This window comes from Bacillus sp. RC242, from assembly GCF_044908245.1.
In the GTDB taxonomy this organism is placed as follows: Bacteria; Bacillota; Bacilli; order Bacillales; family Bacillaceae_G; genus Bacillus_A; species Bacillus_A mycoides.
Genome location: NZ_JBIYCZ010000013.1, coordinates 64,863 through 82,584 on the forward strand (window position 1 = coordinate 64,863; position 17,722 = coordinate 82,584).

The 17,722-nt window shown below is 34.7% G+C and carries 17 protein-coding genes; 12 read left to right on the forward strand and 5 right to left on the reverse strand.

Annotation, left to right across the window (positions count from 1 at the left end; genetic code table 11):
• The first annotated feature begins 7 nt into the window (after positions 1-7).
• Entirely contained in the window at positions 8-853 is an 846-nt protein-coding gene (locus ABH957_RS21730; protein ID WP_002166082.1) for a DUF72 domain-containing protein, read from the forward strand.
• Positions 854-1,221: 368 nt separating this feature from the next.
• Here ABH957_RS21730 and ABH957_RS21735 read toward each other — a convergent pair whose 3' ends face one another.
• The 4 genes from ABH957_RS21735 to deoD form a co-directional block, all read right to left on the reverse strand.
• A complete protein-coding gene (locus tag ABH957_RS21735; protein ID WP_002011737.1) occupies positions 1,222-1,416 on the reverse strand; it encodes a DUF3924 family protein in 195 nt (64 codons plus the stop codon).
• A gap of 120 nt (positions 1,417-1,536) precedes the next feature.
• Positions 1,537-2,067 carry a tyrosine-type recombinase/integrase gene (locus ABH957_RS21740; protein ID WP_000806230.1) on the reverse strand — a complete coding sequence of 177 codons (531 nt, stop codon included), beginning with the start codon at positions 2,065-2,067 and terminating at the stop codon, positions 1,537-1,539.
• A 107-nt stretch (positions 2,068-2,174) separates the two neighbouring features.
• A complete protein-coding gene (locus tag ABH957_RS21745; RefSeq protein WP_002141011.1) occupies positions 2,175-3,986 on the reverse strand; it encodes a sensor histidine kinase in 1,812 nt (603 codons plus the stop codon).
• Between the two features lie 201 nt (positions 3,987-4,187).
• A complete protein-coding gene (gene deoD / locus ABH957_RS21750; RefSeq protein WP_000110707.1) occupies positions 4,188-4,895 on the reverse strand; it encodes a purine-nucleoside phosphorylase in 708 nt (235 codons plus the stop codon).
• Between the two features lie 173 nt (positions 4,896-5,068).
• On the opposite strand from deoD, the gene ABH957_RS21755 reads away from it, so the two are divergent.
• Complete coding sequence (locus ABH957_RS21755; protein ID WP_044438004.1) at positions 5,069-5,863, forward strand: hypothetical protein; 795 nt, start codon at positions 5,069-5,071, stop codon at positions 5,861-5,863.
• A 4-nt stretch (positions 5,864-5,867) separates the two neighbouring features.
• On the opposite strand, the gene mprF is transcribed toward ABH957_RS21755, so the two are convergent.
• Positions 5,868-8,453 (reverse strand): bifunctional lysylphosphatidylglycerol flippase/synthetase MprF, encoded by a 2,586-nt coding sequence (mprF, locus tag ABH957_RS21760; protein WP_044438005.1) that lies wholly within the window; start codon positions 8,451-8,453, stop codon positions 5,868-5,870.
• Positions 8,454-8,639: 186 nt separating this feature from the next.
• Between mprF and ABH957_RS21765 the strand changes: the two genes are divergently transcribed.
• The 10 genes from ABH957_RS21765 (at position 8,640) to resC (ending at position 17,468) form a co-directional block, all read left to right on the forward strand.
• Positions 8,640-9,029: a hypothetical protein gene (locus ABH957_RS21765; protein WP_002135238.1), complete on the forward strand. Its 390-nt coding sequence runs from the start codon at positions 8,640-8,642 to the stop codon at positions 9,027-9,029.
• A 22-nt stretch (positions 9,030-9,051) separates the two neighbouring features.
• Positions 9,052-9,543, forward strand: coding sequence for a YpuI family protein (locus ABH957_RS21770; protein WP_002135239.1), 492 nt, complete (start codon positions 9,052-9,054; stop codon positions 9,541-9,543).
• A gap of 106 nt (positions 9,544-9,649) precedes the next feature.
• The gene (locus ABH957_RS21775; RefSeq protein WP_002030730.1) at positions 9,650-10,564 is read left to right on the forward strand and encodes a superoxide dismutase; all 915 of its coding nucleotides are present in this window, start codon (positions 9,650-9,652) and stop codon (positions 10,562-10,564) included.
• 112 nt (positions 10,565-10,676) lie between these two features.
• Positions 10,677-11,801 (forward strand): D-alanyl-D-alanine carboxypeptidase family protein, encoded by a 1,125-nt coding sequence (locus tag ABH957_RS21780; protein ID WP_002086664.1) that lies wholly within the window; start codon positions 10,677-10,679, stop codon positions 11,799-11,801.
• Complete coding sequence (spmA, locus tag ABH957_RS21785) at positions 11,794-12,390, forward strand: spore maturation protein SpmA (RefSeq protein WP_002086662.1); 597 nt, start codon at positions 11,794-11,796, stop codon at positions 12,388-12,390. The genes ABH957_RS21780 and spmA overlap by 8 nt, the downstream gene beginning before the upstream one ends.
• On the forward strand, positions 12,387-12,917 hold the full coding sequence (gene spmB / locus ABH957_RS21790) for a spore maturation protein SpmB (protein ID WP_002086660.1): 531 nt from the start codon (positions 12,387-12,389) through the stop codon (positions 12,915-12,917). The genes spmA and spmB overlap by 4 nt, the downstream gene beginning before the upstream one ends.
• 289 nt (positions 12,918-13,206) lie before the next feature.
• A complete protein-coding gene (gene rluB, locus ABH957_RS21795) occupies positions 13,207-13,935 on the forward strand; it encodes a 23S rRNA pseudouridine(2605) synthase RluB (RefSeq protein ID WP_002064494.1) in 729 nt (242 codons plus the stop codon).
• 94 nt (positions 13,936-14,029) lie between these two features.
• On the forward strand, positions 14,030-14,551 hold the full coding sequence (resA, locus tag ABH957_RS21800) for a thiol-disulfide oxidoreductase ResA (protein ID WP_002064495.1): 522 nt from the start codon (positions 14,030-14,032) through the stop codon (positions 14,549-14,551).
• 124 nt (positions 14,552-14,675) lie between these two features.
• Entirely contained in the window at positions 14,676-16,292 is a 1,617-nt protein-coding gene (gene resB / locus ABH957_RS21805; protein WP_404447486.1) for a cytochrome c biogenesis protein ResB, read from the forward strand.
• Between the two features lie 18 nt (positions 16,293-16,310).
• Complete coding sequence (gene resC, locus ABH957_RS21810; protein ID WP_219301816.1) at positions 16,311-17,468, forward strand: cytochrome c biogenesis protein ResC; 1,158 nt, start codon at positions 16,311-16,313, stop codon at positions 17,466-17,468.
• Positions 17,469-17,722: the final 254 nt, after the last annotated feature.

Genomic DNA, 17,722 nt, shown 5'->3' on the forward strand with positions numbered 1-17,722 from the left:
GATATATTTGCTTTTCATTGGAGTGACAGGGTGGGGAGATCATGATTCTTTATATATAAATCCCTATGAAAATAGAAATAAATTGCGAACTTATAGTGAACATTTTCCCATTGTGGAAGTAGATAGTTCATTTTATGCGATACAACCTGCGCGGAATTATACAAAATGGGCGATGGAAACGCCGAAAGATTTTTCTTTTATAGTAAAAGCCTATCAAGGAATGACAGGACATATGAAAGGGGAAATCCCTTTTTCTACGTTCGATGAGATGTTTGATGTGTATAAACAATCCATTCTTCCTTTAATAGAAGCAAATAAATTAAAAATGATTTTATTTCAATATCCACCATGGTTTGATTGTAAAGTGAAAAATGTAGATTTACTTCGATACACGAAAGAAAAAATGGAAGATTTACCATGTGCAATAGAATTTCGAAATCAAACATGGTTTTATCCAGAAATGAGAGATAAGACGTTACAGTTTTTAGAAAAAGAAAACTGGATTCATACAATTTGCGATGAGCCTCAGGCTGGAATAGGATCAGTACCGCTTATATTAGAGGCAACAAACTCGGACATGGCGTTAATACGTTTTCATGGCCGAAATATTCATGGTTGGCTGGATAAAGGAGAAAATTGGAGAGCGGTTCGCTGTCTATATCGTTATAATAGTAAAGAATTGGCGGAATGGGTAGAACGATTAGAGCGATTGAAAAAGAAGACGAAGGATATATTTGTATTGTTTAATAATAATTCGGGCGGAGATGCAGCGGATAATGCGAAACAGCTTATGAAAATGATGAACATTACATATGGTGAGCCGAAGCCTGAGCAATTAAATTTGTTTGAATGATGATAAACAAGAAAGGCACTGTACAAACAGGGGGAATGTACAGTGCCTTTCTATATGAAAAAGAGGGGTAACAATGTTACTGAGCGTTTGGTTGATTCATCAATTGTTGGCTTCATAATAAATGATAATGGTTATCATTATCATAGTCAATAGTTTTTCGGAAAATAAATAAAAAACTTTTTATCCCGCTATTTACGGCAGTAAAACTCCTACCTCAAAATTCGGCTGGAGCAAAGAAGTTAGGTGGGAGCCCTGCTGCCCGTAAACGCTCGATTGGTGAAGGCTAATAATCAGTGGGGGATGAACAAGACCCCCACTGATTAAAGTTTCACTTTATATTTTAAATAGTAATAAAAAAAGAACAGCAATTACTGCTGTTCTTTTCCATTGATGATTTGTTGTAAATCAAAAGGAGTTATCGCTTGGATAAATTCCTTTGAGATAAGTGTTTGAACGAGAGTGCTTTCAGAAATTGTAGCACCTGTTTTCTTTTCATAAGATTTCTTTAATAAATCAAGTTTTTCAGCCGTTTCTTTCGGTAATTCAATTGTTAATGTGTTCATAATTTCTCCCCCTTACTATTAGAGTACCACTACAGTATAGGAGAGACAAGAAAAGAGAATATGAAACATAAAAAAGGTTACCAAATTTACAAATGGTAACCTTTTTATGTATAAGAGTTATTAAGCAATACCGATATACTTTAAAGTTTTGGATGGAGTACTGTGATCAAAGAAGTGTTGTAAAAATGCAATATCAACACCTGATTTGTATGCACAATAGCCCCAAGTTTTTCGAAGTGTATGTGAGCTAATCCCTTCTAATCCAACTTCTTTTGCAGCTTTGTTTAAAATGTACCATGCATGTTGTCTCGTAATAGACTTTGTTCCTTTTTGAGACTTTAATAATGGTTCATTACGTTTCCAAGTTTTACGTTCTTTCATGTAGTCTTCGATTGCGTGCTGTAAGTCTTCATTTACAGCAAACCATTTATGTTTCTTTACTTTTTCATTGTAAAATAAAATGGAATGGCGAACATTTTCGTCTTCATCGATTACATCACTAACTTTTAATTGTAAGATTTCACTTACTTTTAAGCCAGAATTTACAGCTAATACGAATAATAAGCCATCACGTTTCGAAGATTGTAAAAGTATATTTTTGATAGTTTCTAATTGTTTTTCATTTTGAATAGGTTGTCCTGCTTGTTTCATTTCACGCACTCTCCTCTTTTATATGTGTAAAGGAAAGGATTAACTTGTTTCTTACTATAAAGGGAGAGTGTGAATTTCATGTGAACTCCTAGTGAAATTAAGACAAATTATTTGACTTCTTTTACTTTTTGTAAATTAAAATAAAATACAACGCTATTAGTGGTATTATACACGCCGTATTCAGCGTGATGGAGATCTAAAATGTTTTTCACAATGGATAACCCAAGGCCAGTACCTCCAGTATGACGGCTACGAGAAGCGTCTAAACGGTAGAAGCGATCCCAAATTTTTTCAAGGCTTTCTTCTGGAATAGGATTACCTGTGTTTTCAATTTTGATTTTCACTGTATCTTCCGTTTCTATAATAGAGACGTGTATTTTTTCACCATCTGGAGTATATCGAATTGCATTGCTAAGTAAGTTTACAACGACTTGCTCAATACGGCTACGATTTGCTTTAACAAATAGAGAAGAGTCAGCATGGATGTCCACTTGTAAATGTTTTTCCTCCATGCTAAATAATAATTTTGTATAGACTTGTTGAATTAATTCACCGATCGAGAATGTCGACATTTCTAGTTTGTACGTACCTGATTCTAGTTTTGCTAATTCTAACATTTCAACAATGAGCCTGTTCATATTATCTGTCTCTTCCAAAATAACATTTGTATAATATGTCGTATCTTTACTTACGCCATCTTGAATACCTTCAGCGAAGCTACGAATAACACTAAGTGGTGTTTTTAATTCATGAGATACACCAGAAATGAATTCTTTTCTCGTTTTTTCCAATTGACGTTCGCGTTCAATATCTTGTTGTAATTTTGTATTAGCAACATTTAATCGGTCGATTCGATCTTTTAAATTTACAGAGAGTGTATTAATACCACTTGATAACCCGCCAATTTCATCGTCTGCTGTAACAGGTAACTTCTCGCTAAAATCAAAGTTGGCCATTTTTTTTGTAACACGATTTATCTTAATTAATGGTTTAACAATGATTTTTGAGTAGTAGAAGGATAACAAAATAATAACGAGAAACACGATAATTAAGGCATAGACATAATAATCTTTTAAAACGAGCATTGCTTCATTCACAGGTTGTAAAGATGCTATCACAAAAGCGTACTCCTTAGTTTTTCCGTTTTCCATAATAGGCTTTACAAAGACACTGTTTTTTATATTTTCCCCACTATCTAAAATATACGTGTTTAATTGATTTGAATTAGAAGTACCTTGTCTAATAGTGCTTGCAAAATATTCAACAGCTTGTAATGTTTCAAAATCATTTGCAAGGCGAACCTCAGATTTGGAAGGGATATGTAATTTAGATATCACACCGGTAAAACTGATCTGAGACGTAGTTTTATATCGATTTGTGAGTCTATTTTTAGAGGGGTTACCACTAATTGTTTGAAAATCCGAATTGACATTTTCATTTCGCCATCGATTATAATTAGTCGTCAGTTCTAGTGGCGTTATTATATTATCTTGTAAAAATCCCTCTACGTGAATCATGCCCTCTTTTTTTAAGCCTAAATTTTCGAATTTATTATATTCTTCGGGTGTTAAAAGATTATTAAGTGGGATGGAATAGGTTTTATTGTTATTAGGGTTAATTACCTCAATGTAGTAATTGTTTTCACTTTTAATAATGCCGTTAGAATCTAAAAATTGCATTTCAGCATTCGTTTTATCGTGAAATTCTTGTTTTAGCTTTCTGATTTCCTCAAAACTTTTGTCGCTTTTTTCATAATTATCTACGAATTTTTCAAAAGCCGTTTGAACGGTTTTTACTTTTTTATTAATATAAAATTTCTCTAAAAATAGAGATTGTCCAAGGAAAAAAAGGAGAAATATGATTGTAAATAAAGTTGATGTTAATAAAAATAGTTTAAAGACGATGCTTCTGTTCTTCACTGTTTCACCTCGTATGAAAAATACTGTAATATAAATGATTTCTTAATTATAACAAAGGTTACAAAAAAGTAGAGGGGATAAATCTGTCTCTCTCTAAAGTAGTTTTTTATAGAAAGTCACATAAAGAGACGGTACAGTGACTATGGAAGTATTTTAGTATAAAAAAGAACTCGCCAGACGTATGACGAGTTCTTTAGTGTACTATTGCTGAATTGCTGCATCTAAAGCGATTTCAATCATTTCGTTAAATGTAGTTTGACGCTCTTCAGATGTTGTTTCTTCACCAGTGAAGATATGGTCGCTTACTGTTAATACAGATAATGCATTTACACCATATTTAGCTGCTAATGTGTAAAGAGCAGTCGTCTCCATCTCTACTGCTAATACACCGTAATCTCCAAGTTTTTTAACCATGTCCATGCTCTCACGATAAAATACATCTGCTGTTAATACGTTACCAACACGAACGTGTAATCCTTTTTCTGTTCCAGCATCGTAAGCTTTCTTTAAAAGATCAAAGTTTGCAGCAGGAGCAAAATCAAAACCCGGGAATGTTAAGCGATTCATATTAGAATCTGTACAAGCCGTCATCGCAATAATAACGTCACGTACCTTAACATCTTTTTGAATTGCACCACATGTCCCAACACGAATTAAATTTTTCACTCCGTAGCTTTGAATTAATTCGTTTACATAAATAGAAATAGAAGGAACACCCATACCTGTACCTTGAACAGATACACGCTTTCCTTTGTAAGTTCCAGTAAAACCTAACATGCCACGCACGTTATTATAACAAGTAACATCCTCTAAAAATGTTTCAGCAATATATTTTGCACGTAATGGATCACCAGGTAATAGAATAGATTCAGCAATTTCGCCTTGTTTTGCTTCAATATGTACACTCATGAAAAATCCTCCTTATAATGTATTGATAGAAATCAATATCATTTGCATTATACACTACGACTCCTTTCAATTAAAATCTTTTTTATTTGTAATATGTGCAAAAGAGGAGGATTTCATAAATCATAATCTAGAATATATATTTAAGAGGTTTTGCATGGATAAAGACAATAAAAATGGTAGGTGATATTTTGAAAAATCTTGTCATTGGGCTTATTGCACTAGTACTTATTGTGGCAGGAGGATTTTACATAAAAAAATATCAAGAAACTGTAGAAACGACCGGAGATGTTCAAGAAGTGAAATGGGATGTGAAAAATAAAAAGGGAAATGAAAAAGCCGATATTTCGTTTCAATTGCTAAATAAAATGAATAATGAAGTTCGTGGTGTGAACGATCAAATTCGAGCAGTGATAGTGGATGGGAATTTGAAAAACATACAACAAACGAAGCCTATATTTGCTGGAAATGGATCGTATAAGCTATCTTCAGATGTAGCAAAAGGTGAAGGGTACACGATATTTTTGTATGAAAATGAAAACAAGTCCGTGGAATCATTTGCTAAGAAAGATTTTGGTGAAGAAAAAAAGGAGACAAACAAGGACAAGAATAAAAAGAAACTACCTGTCGATACTGTACTTACAAAAAATATAGGAGAGCATCAAGTGTCTCTTTTATTTGGTGCATTACATCCGAATGAGGCAACGACATTAACATTTCAGTTTCAAGCGAAAAAGGGAGAAAAGCTGAAATTAAATTCAGGGAGAGGCGAAGTCAACGCGCTATATATCGTTGATGAAACGAGGGGACATTTTTTATATGCCATTCCTGTTGATACGGATGAGCAATTACAATATCGTATTACATTTCCAGAAGAAGGAACATATAAAATATGGGGGGATTTCTATATAAATGGTAAGAAGTATGAAAAGGAGTTTAGTATACAAGTGCAAAAACGAAAAAACAGCTAAGTACTTAGCTGTTTTTTCGTTTTCCTATTAATTTTGTTACAGAGAGCATTGTAATTGGTAAAGAATGATTCTTTCGAAATGCTAAATATTTTCCACTCCATGCAGGTTTATATTTTTCTTTGAAATGTCGTAAACCGCTGAAGCTATATGTGTAACGAACGTTATTAAATATTGCAGCAGCAACTCGTTCAGACCAGAACGATTGCGTTGATAAACCGACATTTGAGAGTGGTGCCATACCAATATTAAAGGAATGGTATTCATTTTCTTTTGCCCAGTGGAATAAGTGGATAAAAATTGCATCCATAATTCCGCTAGGGGCATCTGGATAATAACGCATTAAATCAACAGATAATATGCCACTTTGATATACTGGCATAAAGGTTGTGAATGCAATGATTTTTCCTTCTGCATCAGATAATGTAGCGATAGGGGCACGACTAATATACTCACGATCGAAGTACCCAAGTGAAAATCCTTTCTCTTTTTTTCCGCCGAGCCAAGCGTCAGACACTTTCTTTAATTCCTCGTATAATTCGTCTGAGAATGGTGGCTCATGAATAGAGAATGTATAACCTTCTCGTTCAAAACGGTTGAAAGTGGCTCGCATACCAGCACGTTTCTTTCCTGTTATTGTAAACGTATTTAAATCAACGACAGCCTCTTCACCAAGTTTAAAGAAGTTGTAGCCAAAATCGTGGTATAAGCTCATCCATTTGCTTTCAATTTGATAGAATACGCAAATATACCCAAATCGATCAGCTTCAGTCAAAAATTCTTGCAACACAGTGCGGTAGGAGGATGGATCACCAATTGGATCACCTAGTACAACAAGACGTTTTCCAGTAATTGAAAAGAGAAGAAGTGCTTTTCCGTCACTACTGAAGAAGAACTGTTTATCTCCTAAAAAACCTAAATGACTAAGTACATTCCCGCCATGTTCATCTAAGAAGTTTTCTAACCTTTTATCATTAGCTGGTTGCCCGGGAAATTGACTACGATAACGATTGGCAATTAGTGAGCCGATAAGTAAAAAAGTAGGAACGAAAAAGGCTGCTGCTAATGCACTTCGTTTAACTTGTGTAATATTTCGAACGACAAAATCAGGTTGGAACGCTTCTTTTGCACCCGCAAATAAAATACCTAAGTTTTTATATAAATATAGCGTAAGTAATAAGAAGATAAATACTTTTACGATATCAGAAAGTGAGACTTCCATTTTCTCGCGTATAAATCTTTTACGAAGCATATACAACACAGCAAGTACGATTAATAAAATAAAGGTTTCTTCAATGTCAATTCCTTTTAGGGTATTAAAGATTGCTGCTCCAATTAAAGAAACAATCGTCATATAGTAAGAACGCTTTGTTCCATAATATATGCCTCGCGAAAGAATCAGGAGGAGAATACCGAATGTTAATGATAAGCTAAAAGAAAATTGAATAAGGTGCTTTGGAGCTAAAATATGTAAGGCGTGAGCTCGATTTATACTAGTCGGTAAAATTGTTGATAGAATAACCATTAAGCCAGCGAATACTGTTAAAGCGGCGGATGCCCATGAACCTAATTTCCCTAAAAAATCACGTTGTAAAGTCCAAATTACACCAGTTGTTTCTAACGCAGGTGCAATAAAGGGTTTATCTTCAATTTTTTTTATGGCCGCTCCTGTCATTTCAAAGGCTGCAAAAATGAGACCTAGGCAGAATGGTAGGATGTAATAGACAAGTCGGTATAATAACATAGCAGGTAGTAATACGCCTGTATCAACGCCGTATTGTCCTAGTCCAGTTAAGAAAACAAGGTCAAATGAACCAAGGCCACCAGGAACAAGACTTACGACACCAGCTAAAGCAGCGATTACGTAAACACCTAAAAACTTTTGAAATTCGATATCAATTCCAAACAATATTAAAATGACGTACATAACGATACCGGCAGATACCCACTCGACTAATGAAACTAATGAATATAAAACAGTTGGATTTTTCTCTTCTTCTTCTTCCTCTTGTCCGTCTAGCTGTTTTGTTTTTCTATTTTTAATTTTAGAAAACCCAATATATATAGGAACGAAAAGAGCAAAGAAGATAAGAACAGGCCATAACCACGGTTTTTCGTGCAAAATAAAACTAGTGTCTAATATTCCAATAAGGCCGAGGAATGACAGAATGGCTAATCCGTTAATAAAAGCGGTTGTCATCCAAGCAATACTTTTAATAAGTTTTCCATTATCTTTTATATGCGGACGATATAGCATTGTACGTACACCGGCACCAACAAGACCACCAAAACCGATAAATCCATTTAAAGTGTTTGCAATCCATGAGATACGGAAAATCTTTTGTACAGGTATGTCTGCTTTTAAGTAACGAAGCATAACAAAGTCATAAAAGAACATTGTTGAAACGGCAAATGCACCGAGTGTAATCGCTAAAAATACCCCACCAGTTGGAATGTTTTTAATTGTTTCAATTGCTTCTAAAAAAGAAATGCCTGCTAATTCTTTTTTAGCTTGAAAGAAAACAATTGTTAAGACAACAAATGGGAAGATTATTTTCCCGATTTGTAAGAAACGTTTCCATGAAAACGACATAAATACAACTCTCCTTGTGTAAGAAAACTGAGACAATAATATTATTATGACAAACTTCAAGAAAAATAAAAAGGTAAATTCCTGTATAGGGAAGCTATTTTTTATATAGGTTATATTTAAAAGAATATTTCGTTTATCAGAAAATTAAGTTAAGATAAGATGGAAGAAGGAAGAGAGGGGAAGTAGATGATTATAATAGGTTATGCAGGATATGAGTTAGAAAAAGCAAAACCGAATACATCAGAAGATTTTTTTAATAGATCTGAAGTGACATATATATTAAATAATCAAGAGAAAACCTTTTCTGTCTTATATGTTCGATATTTTGAAGAAATTTTACAAGAAATTACCCCTTTTGAAGGAAATCCAGTTTATAAAGTAGAAGAACAAGACGTATATTTACGAGATATTGTAGCGATCGCTTGTTTACTGAAAGATAAAGAGCTACGCGCGCAGAAGCGCTTGTATCTCAATGAAGTAACAGACTTTCAACGATACTTTGATGAGGGAACAGTGGTGAAAGTACAAGAAATATTAGCTGAATTACATAAAAATAAAAGAGTAGAAATAGCGTAAAACGGCAAAGGAGAGAGAAGCCATGTCTAATTTGATGGTTGAAAATCAAACAGAACAAGTTTCTATATTTTTAGAAGATGTAATTTCCTTGATAACTAATTATGTAAATTATCATACGTTACCTTCTTTATTGGAGGAGACACCAACAGGAAACGAGCAATACTATAAAGGGATATTAGCATCAATAAGAAGACTTCTTGTTTTTTGTGAAGAAGGACTTGATGCATGTTTTGTTTTGCTGAATAGCCAACCATTTCGAAAGACCGCAGCTGAAACAGTTTTATATAAGATTTACCATCAAGTAATTGCAGAGTTTTTTTCGCCAAAGAATGATCATTGGTATGAAAATAGTCGTTCTGCTTATACAGGGAAAAATTCTATTGTTTTTCAGCAAATCCCCCCTAGATCTATAGAACGAATGATGAAGGATTTAGAAGGGAAATTTCAATTGATGCGTGAAGAACTAGAATATTATGAGACAGATTACCAAACAAAAATGTTGCACAAATATTAATTAAGGAAAAGAAGCTAAGGATACTTAGCTTCTTTTCCTTTTGTCCAGTTATATAAGGGATTTTAATTGAATATAGTTAAAGTGGATAGCATCAAGGAGGTGTGACATGAGTCAGCAAGGTGTATTTACAGATTACTTTCATGAAGTAGAAAGCTGGTGTGAAAGTGTTCTTCAAGTATTAGATAGCCGTGCAATGGAAGTGTATGATGTCCATATGCTTGCTTATAAAATTCAAACGTTATTAGAGCGTATGAAAGAGCATGAATACGACACAGATGCCGAGTTTATGTATGAAATAAGTGATGATGTAGAACATATTCAACACCATTTACAGGAAGTATTTATGCAAGAAGGAGAGGAATATGAACTATGTGAAAGAGGGGATAGCGAACGAGCTGTTCCGATTGGGGGGCATACCCTTCCGCCATTACCTTATCCATATAATGCGCTAGAACCGTACATTTCACGAGAAATTATGATGTTACACCATGATAAACACCATCGTAGTTACGTGGAAGGATTAAATAAAGCAGAGAAGATGATGGAAGAAGCGAGAAAAACAAATCAATTTGATTTAATTAAGCATTGGGAAAGAGAAGCGGCTTTTCATGGATCAGGTCATTACTTACACACGATATTTTGGAATAACATGAAAAAAGATGGTGGTGGAAGTCCGAGAGGGGCTTTTTCACAACAAATTGAGCAAGATTTCGGAAGTTTTTTACGTTTTCAAAAGCATTTCACGGAAGCCGCTTCTAAAGTGGAAGGTTCAGGATGGGCAATTCTTGTATGGGTACCCCGTTCAGGAAGGTTAGAAATTTTGCAAAGTACGCTTCATCAATTGTTTACGCAGTGGGATACGATACCACTCCTTGTACTGGATGTATGGGAACATGCGTATTATTTACAATATCAAAATCGAAAAGATGAATATATTAAAAATTGGTGGAATGTTGTAAATTGGCCAGATGTAGAAAAGAGATTTGAAAGTGCGAAGCAAATTGAATGGACACCGTATTAGACGCATATCTCATGCGTCTTTTTTAGTGGAGGTGGAAGGAAGATTTCGTTCATATTTTAAAAGGCCAAGCATACACTTGTACAAAAAGTGCCAAAAGGACGTGGGGGGAAATATGAGACGAATTTGTATAATAATTACGCTAATTATAATGTACGCAAGCGTTATGCCAATTCCTGCATATGCAAAAATGAACGGTGGTGTCAGTGCTCGTAACGCAGTCTTAATGGAACAACAATCCGGTCGTGTGCTATATGGGAAATTAGAACATGAGCCACAAAAAATTGCTAGTATAACAAAAATTATGACAGCATTGTTAGCTGCTGAATCAGGAAAAATGAAAGAATTAGTATCGGTTAGTAATGAAGCGGTACGAGTAGAAGGATCGGCAATTTATTTAAAACCTGGACAAAAAGTTAAGTTAGAAGATTTAGTTTACGGATTAATGCTTAGATCTGGTAATGATGCAGCACAAGTAATTGCTGAAAATGTGGGAGGGAGTATAGAAGGATTTGTATATTTAATGAATGAAAAGGCGAAAGAAATCGGAATGAAAGATACGCATTTCTCAAACCCGCATGGCTTGGATGGGGATGGATCGCATTATTCGTCGGCTTATGACATGGCATTATTAACGAAATATGCAATGGGGAACGAGACCTTTAAGAAAATTTTTGGAACAAAAACGTATAAATCAGATTCTTGGGATTATCCGTGGAAAAATAAACATAAGCTTGTGACATCTTATTATGAATTTGCAACAGGGGGAAAGACAGGTTTTACGAAGAAAGCAGGACGGACGCTTGTCACAACAGCTTCAAAAGATGGACTAGATTTAATTGTCGTAACTTTGAGTGCTTCTAGTGACTGGGATGATCATATGAATTTGTTTGATAAAGGCTTTGAACGCTATAAGCAAGCGAAAGTTTTAGGACAAGGCGCACTCGCTGAAATAAATGAAAAGAAATATGCCAATCATGTTTATACGAAAAATAGTTTTTCTGTACCTTTAACTGAAGAGGAAAGAAAGAGCGTGTTATTGAAAGTTGAGCTCGATAAAAGTGCAAAACTTACGGATGGAGTAAAGATTGGGAAGACAGAAATTTATGTAGGGAACGAGAAAGTTGGAGAACGAAATTTGTTTTACAGTAAACGAAAGTTAGTAGCTACAACGGGAATGTATTGGAATAACGTAAAAGAAATCTTCTCTTACATGATAGGTGTTGGGATAGATGGTTAATCTCGTATGGGCAGCGATGGCAGTTATAGGGATTGTGTATGCCATGATAAATGGAACGATGGAAGAAGTGACCAAAGCAGTGTTTGAAGGGTCAAAAGATGCTGTAACGATTTGTATTGGACTTATTAGTGTTTTAGTATTTTGGCTCGGTTTAATGAAAATTGCTGAGGAAGCTGGATTGTTAAAGAAGTTAGTATCACTTTTTATGCCGATAGTAAAAAGATTATTTCCAGAAATACCGAAGGATCACCCGTCAATGGGATTCATTTTATCAAATATGATGGCGAACTTTTTTGGGTTAGGTAATGCAGCAACACCTTTAGGTATTAAAGCAATGGAACAACTGAAAGAGTTAAATGGTGGAAAGGATTCAGCAAGTCGTTCTATGGTGACGTTTCTAGCATTAAATACTTCAGCGATTACATTAATTCCGACTACTGTCATTTCGATTCGAATGACTTATGAATCAGCAAACCCTACTGAAATCGTTGGCGTAACATTTATAGCACAAGTGTTATCGATGATTGGAGCGATTTGGATTGACCGCTATTTTTACCGGAGAAGGAGTAGAAAGGGGCGGAAAAAATGAGTATTGTAAATACAATTTCATTATGGGTAATTCCTTGTGTAATTGGTTTTATCCTTTTGTATGGCACGATAAAGAAAGTTCCAACGTACGAATCGTTCGTTGAGGGCGGAAAAGAAGGGATTCAAATTGCGGTTTCCATTTTGCCGTTTATGGTTGGAATGCTTGTATCTATTTCTATTTTTCGGGCATCAGGTGCTTTAGATGCAATGATATCGGTAATGAAGCCGATGTTAGACTTTATTCATGTACCAGCCGAAATCGTTCCACTTGCACTTATACGTCCGATTTCGGGATCTGCTGGTTTAAGTATTACGACCGACTTAATCGCTACATATGGGCCAGACTCGTTTATTGGTAGGTTAGCTTCAACGATGCAAGGTAGCACAGATACGACTTTTTATATATTAACAGTATACTTTGGGGCTGTCGGTATTAGAAAAATGGGAGATGCATTAAAGGTAGGACTTTTTGCAGATTTAATCGGAATTATTTGTTCGATTGTGTTTGTTTCCCTATTGTTTCGGTAATGCTATTCATTTTTTGCGCTATTTCGCTTATAATACGTATACGACCACTATTAACGTGTAGTTTAATAGTGGTTTTTTTATGCGGTATTTTTGACAAAATGGTGAACTTTTATCGTGGACAACATGAAAAAGTGTAAATAATAATAAAGGGTGAAAACGTGATATAGCCTTTATACGTTTATTATCATTGCTATGTTGTTAAAGGTAGGCGAAGTAAATGGCATAAAGCTTAGGCGGTTGCCAAGTCTTTCTAATGTAAGGTAAGATAAATTTGAGGTGAAAAAAAGAAATGGAACGATTACAAAAAGTGATTGCGCAAGCAGGTATTGCATCGAGAAGAAAGGCTGAGGAATTAATTCAGCAAGGAAAAGTGAAAGTTAATGGGAAAATAGTGAAGGAGTTAGGAACAAAAGTAACTCCTCAAGATAAAGTGGAAGTAAATAACATCCCTCTTGAAAAAGAAGAACCTGTTTATTTTTTACTATATAAACCAACTGGTGTAATTTCAAGTGTATCAGATGATAAAGGAAGAAATGTTGTAACAGACTTTTTCCCTGAAATTAGACAACGTTTATTCCCAATCGGACGCTTAGATTATGATACGTCTGGCGTATTATTGATGACAAATGATGGTGAATTTGCAAATGTATTAATGCATCCGAGATATAAGGTTGAAAAAACGTATGTTGCGAAAATTAAAGGGCCATTAACAGGTGATAAAATTCGCATGTTAGAACGAGGTGTTGCATTAGAAGATGGGAAAACAGCACCAGCACAAGTGAAAATTATTTCTTGGGACAAGCGTAAAGAGATGGCGATTGTACAATTAACGATTCATGAAGGACGTAACCGTCAAGTGCGCCGCATGTTTGAAGCGTTAGATTGTAAAGTAATGAAATTAAAACGTGAACGTTATGCCTTTTTAGAAGTGGGTAGCTTGCGTCCTGGTGATGCAAGAGAATTAACACCACATGAGGTGAAACAATTACGTGCATTGGCTTCTACAAAGCCTCGCTAATCTATATTGTGAAACTTTCACCAGTGGAATGCTCCGCTGGTGATTTATTAAAAAATACATATATTTATCACTCGTCGAAGAGAGGGGAGACAACATGAAAAAAAATCGCTTATTATTTCGTGTTATCATTTTGCTCATTTTAAGCGGTGCGGTAGGGTTTACGCTATATCAAGGATTTTTTACTGATAAAGAGAAAATGCAAATTGGAAAAGAAGCACCTAACTTTGTTGTAACTGATTTAGAAGGAAAGAATATTGAATTAAAAGATTTAAAGGGAAAAGGTGTATTTTTAAATTTTTGGGGAACTTGGTGTAAACCTTGTGAAAAAGAAATGCCTTATATGAATGAGTTATATCCGAAATATAAAGAAAAAGGCGTTGAAATTATTGCCTTAGATGCAGATGAAACGGATATCGCAGTGAAGAACTTTGTGAAACAATATGATTTGAAATTCCCAGTTGCAATTGATAAAGGGCAAAAGATCATAGGTACATATGGAGTGGGACCATTACCAACAACCTTTTTAATTGATAAAGAAGGAAAAGTAGTAGAGCAAATTATAGGTGAGCAAACGAAGGAACAATTGGAAGAGTACTTAAAGAAAATCACTCCATAATTAAGAAAGCCTTTACATAAGAGGTGCTTACGTATAGCGCCTTCGCTTTAAAAATTCTGAGTATTGCGGTAACTCTAAGCTGGAATATACAATAGTACATATAGATAAAAGGGCGGTGAGAGCTTTGAAAGAAATTAAGTGTGAATGTGGACATGTTAATCCGATAGGAACCATTTTTTGTGAAGCATGTGGGAAACCATTTGAAAGTAATGAAAATATAAAATTATTGGATATGAGATATGAGGGGAGTGCTCGGAGATCTCTCACACATACAAAAACGATAGTCGATAAAATTTGGAGTTTTTTCTCTTCTGTAAAAGTAGGTGTATGGTTAATCGTAATAACTTTAGCTGCATCGGCAATAGGAACTATCTTTCCCCAAGAAATGTACATAACTCCAGGAATCGAACCAGCTGAATATTATAAGACCGAGTATGGATTTTTAGGACAATTATACTATCAATTAGGATTTAATAATTTATATGGATCATGGTGGTACATGATTTTAATTGCTTCTATTGGTATTTCACTTGTTATATGTAGTTTAGACCGTGTCATTCCTCTTTATAAAGCTTTAAAAAAACAAGGGGTGAAAAGACACCCAAGTTTTTTGAAAAGACAGAGAGTGCACGGGACTGGTACGCCGCATGAAGGTGACTTAGAACGAGTTCAAATTAATTTAAAGAAACGTAATTATAATGTGAAAGTGGAAGACGGGAACGTTTTAGCGGAAAAGGGACGTTTTTCACGTTGGGGTCCATATGTAAACCATATTGGTCTTATTATCTTTCTATTCGGTGCAATGCTACGTTTTTTACCGAGTATGTATGTAGATGAAGCACTTTGGTTACGTGACGGTGAAACGAAAGAAATACCAGGAACAGAAGGTCAATACTATTTGAAAAACGAAAAGTTTATCAAGGAAGTTTATGATAAGAGTAAGGATAAAGAAGTTTTTGATGAAGCAATTGATCGTGTTGGTGATAAAATGATTGCGAAAAACTTCCAAACAAATGCTGTATTATATAAAGCGGTAGGAGAAAATATAGCGGGTCAAAAACCAAAATTAGAAAAGGTAAAAGAAGCTGAAATTCGAGTGAATGAGCCACTGAAATTTGATCAATTTGCTGTTTATCAAGTGGATTACAAAGAAAGTGAATTTAAAAGCATGTCTTTCCATTTGCAAAACAAAGAAAATAATCAAAAGTTGGGACCGATTAAAGTAGATTTAGCGAATCCTACAGAAAAATATGATTTAGGAAATGGGTATTCTCTAGAACTATTAAGCTATTTTCCTGATTTTTATTTTGATGAGAATGGAAGGCCGAATACGAAAACAAAATTACCGAATAATCCTGCATTCGTCTTTAAAATGTTTACCCCGGAAACACCAGATGGTGAAGTTAGTTTCGTCGGTATTCAGCAAAACATAGAGCCTGACGGGAATAATAAATATAAAATGTCATTTGCAGGTGTGGAAATGCAAAATGCAACAGCTCTTACAGTAAGAAAAGATTTGACGCTTTTGATTCTCGGTATTGGAGGATTTATATTTATGGTTGGTGTGATTCAAGGTATGTATTGGAACCATCGCCGTATTTGGATACAACGTGTTAATGATGAATGGTGGGTTGCAGGCCATACGAATAAAAATTGGTTCGGCTTAAAGAAAGATATTGAAAGAGTACTAGAAGGAACAGCGATTCCACAACCACACGATAAAATGAATGAAAAAAATTAGTTAAGGTGGGGAAACGATATGGTACAAATAAGTAGTAATTTTCTGTTCGCGGCGTTTATCTTATATTTAATTGCAACTTTATTTTTTGGAGGAGCAATTAAAGAAAAAGGTAACAAGTGGGCAAATATAGGTATAACTATAACAATTTTAGGATTTATTGCACAAATAGTATATTTTGTTACAAGATGGATCGCATCAGGACATGCACCGGTTAGTAACTTTTTTGAATTTGGTACATTTTTTGGCATGATGCTTGTGGGAGCTTTTATCATTATGTACTTTGTATATCGTGTAAGTATTATTGGTTTATTTGCTTTACCGGTAGCTCTTTTATTAATCGCTTATGCAAGTATGTTCCCGAGAGAAATTTCGCCGCTTATCCCATCTTTAAAGAGTAATTGGCTACATATTCATGTAACGACAGCGGCAGCGGGACAAGCAATATTAGCAATTAGTTTTATTACAGGCGTAATGTATTTACTGAAAAATGTAGATCAATCAACAAGAAGTAAGCGTACATTTTGGTTAGAGACAGTAGTTTTCACACTTGTTTGTACAGTTGGGTTTATTGGAATAACAACGGTATTTTCTAGTATGAAATACGAAGCGAAGTTTCAATGGATTGATAAAAATGAACAACAAGTTGAAATGAAGTATAATCTCCCTGCTTTAGTTGGACCGCATGAAGGGAAGTTAATGACAGAAAATAAATTAGAACCGGCGGTTGAAGTTCCAGCGATTGTAAATGCGAAAAAGTTAAATACTGTTATTTGGTCAGTGTTAGTCGGAACGCTACTTTATATTGTATTAAGACTTGTTTTACGTAAGCGAGTGTCAGCGGCACTTCAGCCGTTAGTAAAGAATACGAATAGTGATTTATTAGATGAAATCGGATATCGTTCTATTGCGATAGGATTCCCGGTGTTTACATTAGGAGCATTAATCTTTGCAATGATCTGGGCTCAAATCGCTTGGACGCGCTTTTGGGGTTGGGATCCAAAAGAAGTTTGGGCGCTTATTACTTGGCTCTTTTATGCTGCGGTATTACATTTACGTTTATCTAAAGGATGGCATGGAGAAAAATCCGCCTGGCTTGCAGTGATTGGTTTTGCAATCATTATGTTTAACTTTATTGTAGTAAACTTAATTATCGCGGGTTTACATTCATATGCATAGAGAACTAAAATAGGAGAGTGTATGTCACTTTCCTATTTTATTTTTGTCAAATTTTCTTCTTTTTTGAGAAAAACATGACAAAGTAGCGGTTGATTCTGTAAAATGATGTCGAGGACCAAATATACTGTTCAAAAAAAATACATAGTTTTGGAAAAAAAATGAACAAACTTTATTATTCTTGTGAAGCATAATATGGGAAGTGGAACGTTAAAAAATGCTTAATTAAACGAGGATAGGTGCAACATTATATTGTA

What these genes read in the sequence shown, in the direction of transcription:
- ABH957_RS21735 (WP_002011737.1), bottom strand. Translation starts at nt 1,416, where the DNA reads ATGAACACATTAACAATTGAATTACCGAAAGAAACGGCTGAAAAACTT.
- ABH957_RS21740 (WP_000806230.1), bottom strand. Translation starts at nt 2,067, where the DNA reads ATGAAACAAGCAGGACAACCTATTCAAAATGAAAAACAATTAGAAACT.
- deoD (WP_000110707.1), bottom strand. Translation starts at nt 4,895, where the DNA reads ATGAGTGTACATATTGAAGCAAAACAAGGCGAAATTGCTGAATCTATT.
- ABH957_RS21755 (WP_044438004.1), top strand. Translation starts at nt 5,069, where the DNA reads ATGGTAGGTGATATTTTGAAAAATCTTGTCATTGGGCTTATTGCACTA.
- mprF (WP_044438005.1), bottom strand. Translation starts at nt 8,453, where the DNA reads ATGTCGTTTTCATGGAAACGTTTCTTACAAATCGGGAAAATAATCTTC.
- ABH957_RS21765 (WP_002135238.1), top strand. Translation starts at nt 8,640, where the DNA reads ATGATTATAATAGGTTATGCAGGATATGAGTTAGAAAAAGCAAAACCG.
- ABH957_RS21770 (WP_002135239.1), top strand. Translation starts at nt 9,052, where the DNA reads ATGTCTAATTTGATGGTTGAAAATCAAACAGAACAAGTTTCTATATTT.
- ABH957_RS21775 (WP_002030730.1), top strand. Translation starts at nt 9,650, where the DNA reads ATGAGTCAGCAAGGTGTATTTACAGATTACTTTCATGAAGTAGAAAGC.
- ABH957_RS21780 (WP_002086664.1), top strand. Translation starts at nt 10,677, where the DNA reads ATGAGACGAATTTGTATAATAATTACGCTAATTATAATGTACGCAAGC.
- spmA (WP_002086662.1), top strand. Translation starts at nt 11,794, where the DNA reads ATGGTTAATCTCGTATGGGCAGCGATGGCAGTTATAGGGATTGTGTAT.
- spmB (WP_002086660.1), top strand. Translation starts at nt 12,387, where the DNA reads ATGAGTATTGTAAATACAATTTCATTATGGGTAATTCCTTGTGTAATT.
- rluB (WP_002064494.1), top strand. Translation starts at nt 13,207, where the DNA reads ATGGAACGATTACAAAAAGTGATTGCGCAAGCAGGTATTGCATCGAGA.
- resA (WP_002064495.1), top strand. Translation starts at nt 14,030, where the DNA reads ATGAAAAAAAATCGCTTATTATTTCGTGTTATCATTTTGCTCATTTTA.
- resC (WP_219301816.1), top strand. Translation starts at nt 16,311, where the DNA reads ATGGTACAAATAAGTAGTAATTTTCTGTTCGCGGCGTTTATCTTATAT.